4 protein-coding genes are annotated in these 5,436 nt (G+C 62.4%); 1 reads left to right on the forward strand and 3 read right to left on the reverse strand.

Annotated features, from left to right (window positions below; genetic code table 11):
* The 3 genes from kdpB to kdpF all read right to left on the reverse strand — a co-directional run.
* The coding region (gene kdpB, locus D6877_RS04735; RefSeq protein ID WP_130910024.1) for a potassium-transporting ATPase subunit KdpB at positions 1–2,056 on the reverse strand (2,056 nt) is incomplete at its 3' end.
* 10 nt (positions 2,057–2,066) lie between these two features.
* Positions 2,067–3,761 carry a potassium-transporting ATPase subunit KdpA gene (gene kdpA / locus D6877_RS04740; protein ID WP_130910025.1) on the reverse strand — a complete coding sequence of 565 codons (1,695 nt, stop codon included), beginning with the start codon at positions 3,759–3,761 and terminating at the stop codon, positions 2,067–2,069.
* Positions 3,762–3,769: 8 nt separating this feature from the next.
* Positions 3,770–3,859, reverse strand: coding sequence for a K(+)-transporting ATPase subunit F (kdpF, locus tag D6877_RS04745; protein ID WP_007899818.1), 90 nt, complete (start codon positions 3,857–3,859; stop codon positions 3,770–3,772).
* A gap of 399 nt (positions 3,860–4,258) precedes the next feature.
* On the opposite strand from kdpF, the gene eat reads away from it, so the two are divergent.
* Positions 4,259–5,436: ethanolamine permease (gene eat / locus D6877_RS04750; protein WP_130910027.1), on the forward strand; the 1,178-nt coding region annotated here is incomplete at its 3' end.

Raw genomic sequence — 5,436 nt, forward strand, 5'->3', positions numbered from 1 at the left:
ACACCAGATGCAACGCCGTAAGCAGCATGTCGATCACCTTGATCCCCACGAACGGCACGACAATCCCGCCGACGCCATAGATCAGCAGATTGCGCCGCAGCAACGCCGCCGCACTCGCCGCCTGCACCCGCACGCCGCGCAATGCCAGTGGAATCAGCACAACGATGATCAGCGCGTTGAAGACGATGGCCGAGAGAATCGCGCTCTGCGGACTGCTCAGATGCATGATGTTCAGCACGCCCAACTGCGGGTAAATCGAGGCGAACAGCGCCGGCAGAATCGCGAAGTATTTGGCGATGTCGTTGGCGATGGAAAAGGTCGTCAGCGCGCCACGGGTCACCAGCAATTCCTTGCCGATCTGCACCACGTCGAGCAGCTTGGTCGGGTCGCTGTCGAGGTCGACCATGTTCGCCGCTTCGCGTGCCGCTTGCGTGCCATCGTTCATGGCCATGCCGACGTCTGCCTGGGCCAGCGCCGGGGCGTCGTTGGCGCCGTCGCCGCACATGGCGACCAGGCGACCGTCGTTCTGCTCGTGACGAATGCGCGCGAGTTTCTTCTCCGGCGTGGCTTCGGCGAGCACATCATCGACGCCCGCTTCAGCGGCGATCGCTGCTGCGGTCAGCGGGTTGTCGCCGGTGACCATCACCGTGCGAATTCCCAGTTTGCGCAACTCGGCAAAACGCTCGCGGATGCCTGGCTTGACCACGTCCTTGAGATGGATCGCGCCAAGCAATCTGCCGTCAGCGCAGACCAGCAACGGCGTGCCGCCGCTCTGGGCGATCTTGTCGATTTCCCGCGCCAGCGTCGGGGCCAGATCGCTACGTTGCTGACCGAGAAACGCCAGCAGCGAATCCACCGCGCCTTTGCGATACACGCGGCCCTGATAATCAACGCCGGACAAGCGGGTTTCCGCGCTGAACGGCACGGCGGTCAGGGTCTCCGGGGCCGGCTCCGGTTGTGGATGCAGGCCACGAAGGAACTCGACGATCGACTTGCCTTCAGCGGTTTCGTCGGCCAGCGAAGCGAACAGCGCGCCTTCGGCCAGCTCACGGCCGGTCACACCAGGCGCGGCATACACCGCGCTGCAACGACGGTTGCCGAAGGTGATGGTGCCGGTCTTGTCGAGCAACAGCACATGCACGTCACCCGCCGCTTCCACCGCCCGGCCGGATTTGGCGATCACGTTGAGGCGCACCAGCCGATCCATCCCGGCGATACCGATGGCCGACAGCAGTCCGCCAATGGTGGTCGGAATCAGCGTGACCAATAACGCCACGAGGAACACCAGCGGCAGGCTGCCGTTGGCGAAATGCGCGAACGGTTGCAGGGTGACGACCACCAGCAGAAAGATCAGGGTCAGGCCGATCAGCAGGATATCCAGCGCGACTTCGTTCGGGGTCTTCTGGCGTTTGGCGCCTTCGACCAGGGCGATCATGCGGTCGAGGGTCGATTCACCAGGGTTGGTGGTGATCTTCACCAGCAGCCAGTCGGACACCAGCCGCGTGTTGCCGGTGACGGCCGAGCGGTCGCCGCCGGACTCACGGATCACCGGCGCCGATTCGCCAGTGATCGCCGCTTCGTTGACCGCCGCAATACCTTCGATGACTTCGCCGTCACCGGGGATCATTTCCCCGGCTTCGACTCGCACCACATCGCCCTTGCGCAGATTGGCGGCGGGGACAATCCTGAAGCTGCCATCAGCCTGACGGCAGCGGGCGCTGAGGCCTTCGCTGCCGGCCTTGAGGCTGTCGGCGCGGGCCTTGCCACGACCTTCGGCCAGGGCCTCGGCGAAGTTGGCGAACAGCACGGTGAACCACAGCCACAGAGCGATTTGCGCGGCGACGAAGGTCGGCACGTCGGCATCCGGAAGGAAGCACAGCACGGTGGTGAAAATCGCCGTCAGTTCGACCACCAGCATCACTGGCGAACGGGCCAGCTGCCGTGGGTCGAGCTTGACGAAGGCTTGCACCAGCGCCGGGCGCCACAGGGCCGAAATCGCGGTTTTGGCTTGTTCCGGCGCTTTGACGGCGGCGGGTTTGATTGCAGGCATATTCATGATGGATTCCTTAGAAGCCCATACTTAAATGTTCGGCGACAGGACCGAGCGCCAGCGTCGGCAAGAACGTCAGGCCGCCCACCAGCAAAATGGTCACGGTCAACAGGGTCACGAACAGCGGGCCGTGAGTCGGGAAGCTGTTCTGGCCGACCGGTGCGCTCTTCTTCATCGCCAGGCTACCGGCCAGTGCCAGCACCGGCAGGATGTAACCGAAACGACCGATCAACATGCCCAGGCCGAGCATCAGGTTGTGGAACGGTGTGTTCGCGCTCAGGCCACCGAATGCCGAGCCGTTGTTGGCGCTGGCCGAGGTGTAGGCGTAGAGCAACTGACTGAAACCGTGCGCGCCGGGGTTGCTGATGGTTGCCGCAGCGCTGGGAACCGTGGCGGCAATCGCGCCGAGCACCAGCACGCCGACGGGCATCACCAACAAGGTTACGACCAGCAATTGCACCTCACGCGCTTGAAGCTTCTTGCCGAGGTATTCCGGCGTCCGACCGATCATCAGACCGGCGAGGAACACCGCGATCAGCACGTTGAGCAACATGCCGTAGAGCCCGGCGCCGACACCGCCGAAGATCACTTCGCCGACCATCATGTTGACCAACGCGACCATGCCGCTCAGCGGGTTGAGGCTATCGTGCATGCCGTTCACCGAGCCGTTCGAGGCCGCCGTGGTAGTCACCGACCACAGCACCGTCGCGGTGGTACCGAAGCGCGCTTCCTTGCCTTCCAGCGGTGCAGTCTGTTCAACGGCAGCGTTGTTCAGGGTCGGATTCGGCTGATACTCGGCCCACAACGACGTCGCGCCGCCGATCAGGAACAACGCCAACATGCAGGCGATGATCGCGCGGCTCTGGCGCAGATCCTTGACGTAATGGCCAAAGGTGAACACCAGCGCCACCGGAATCAGAATGATCGAAGCGACCTCGAACAGGTTGCTCCACGCGGTCGGGTTCTCGAACGGATGCGCCGAGTTGACGCCGAAGAAGCCACCGCCGTTGGTGCCCAGTTGCTTGATCGCAATCTGGCTGGCGGCCGGGCCGAGCGGGATCACCTGATCGACGCCTTGCAGGGTCACGGCATTTACATACTGGGCGAAGGTTTGCGGCACGCCCTGCCAGACCAGATACAGCGCCAGCAGCAGGCACAGCGGCAGCAGGCCATAGAGGGTGGCGCGGGTCATGTCGACCCAGAAGTTGCCCAAGGTTTTCGTCGATTTGCGGCCGATGCCACGGCACAGCGCAACCAGCACGGCGAGGCCGGTGGCGGCGCTGACGAAGTTCTGCACGGTGAGACCGACCATCTGGCTCAGATAGCTGAGGGTCGCTTCGCCGCTGTAGGACTGCCAGTTGGTGTTGGTCATGAAACTGACCGCGGTGTTGAACGCCTGGGTCCATTCCTGGCCCGGCAGGTTTTGCGGATTCAGCGGCAGGTGATCCTGGAACAGCAGAATCGCAAACAGCAGCAGGAAACCGGCAAGGTTGAACGCCAGCAGCGCCAGCGTGTACTTCTGCCAGCTCTGCTCCGCCTGCGCATCGACGCCGGCAAGGCGATAGCAACCGCGCTCGACCGGGCCGAGAATCGGCGTCAGCCAGGTGCGCTGGCCCTCCATCATCTTGTAATAGAAACGACCGAGGAACGGCGCCGGCAGCAGGACCAGCGCAAAAAACCCGAGGATCAGCCAATAGTCATAACTGTGCATAGCCGCTCCTAGTTCCGGTCCGCGCGCAACAGCGCAACCAACAGATAAATGAACAGCCCCACTGCCAACAGCAGTGACACCCCATCCAGAACGCTCATGGAAGATCTCCGTGTAACGGCGTATTGCCGTGTGTGCAGCGATTGTCGGGAAGGAGGCTGTAAAGGAACGAGAGCGAGGCGCGGCGTGGGACATAAAGAAAGCGTAAAGAGTGGATTTATGCGGGCTTTACGGCTGAGTTTCGTGGTGTTTGGGCTGGCGCCTTCGCGAGCAGGCTCGCTCCCACAGGGGCAACGCATTTCAAAATGTGGGAGCGAGCCTGCTCGCGAAGACGGCGGCGCAGACAACATCGCACCCAACTGGCGCACAAAACCCGCACATCCAGCGCCAATCATCCCCGCTGCGACAGCTTTGAACTCATTACGACTTGTTTCAGCGTAATGGCACGCCCACTGCACACGCCCTCTCCCGAGCTTTCCAACCATTGCGGGAGCAAGCGCATGAACACACAACTCAAACCCACGCTGGGCACGTTGCACCTGTGGGGCATTGCCGTGGGGCTGGTGATTTCCGGGGAATATTTCGGCTGGAGTTACGGCTGGGGTGTCGCCGGTACGCTGGGTTTCCTGGTGACCTCATTCATGGTCGCGACCATGTACACCTGCTTCATTTTCAGCTTCACCGAACTGACCACCGCGATTCCTCATGCCGGCGGGCCGTTCGCCTACAGCCGTCGCGCCTTTGGCGAAAAAGGTGGATTGATCGCAGGCCTGGCCACACTGATCGAATTCGTCTTCGCCCCGCCGGCGATTGCTTTAGCGATTGGCGCTTACTTGAATGTGCAGTTTCCGGCGCTCGACCCGAAACACGCAGCGGTCGGCGCGTATATCTTATTCATGGGCCTGAACATTCTCGGGGTGAAACTGGCCGCGACGTTCGAGCTGATCGTCTGCGTGCTGGCGGTGGCTGAGTTGCTGGTGTTCATGGGCGTGGTCGCACCGGCGTTCAGCTTCAGCAACTTCGCCCTGAATGGCTGGGCCGGCTCCGACGTCTTCGGCGCGCCAGCGATTGCCGGGATGTTCGCGGCGATTCCCTTCGCGATCTGGTTCTTCCTCGCCATCGAAGGCGCCGCCATGGCCGCCGAAGAAGCCAAGGACCCGAAACGCACGATCCCAAAAGCCTACATCAGCGGCATCCTGACCCTGGTGCTGTTGGCCATGGGCGTGATGTTCTTCGCGGGCGGCGTCGGCGACTGGCGCACCTTATCCAACATCAACGACCCACTGCCGCAGGCGATGAAAACCGTGGTCGGTGACAACTCCGGCTGGCTGCACATGCTGGTCTGGATCGGCCTGTTCGGCCTGGTCGCCAGTTTCCACGGCATCATCCTCGGCTACTCACGACAATTCTTCGCCCTCGCCCGCGCCGGTTACCTGCCCGCCTCATTGGCAAAACTGTCACGCTTCCAGACCCCGCACCGCGCAATCATCGCTGGCGGCCTGATCGGCATCGCCGCGATCTACAGCGACGGCCTGATCAACCTCGGCGGCATGACACTCACTGCCGCGATGATCACCATGGCCGTGTTCGGCGCGATCGTGATGTACATCATGAGCATGCTCAGCCTGTTCAAACTGCGTAAATCGGAACCGAATCTGGAACGTACTTTCCGCGCGCC

Source organism: Pseudomonas sp. Sample_9, assembly GCF_004307535.1.
Classification (GTDB): Bacteria; Pseudomonadota; Gammaproteobacteria; order Pseudomonadales; family Pseudomonadaceae; genus Aquipseudomonas; species Aquipseudomonas mercuritolerans.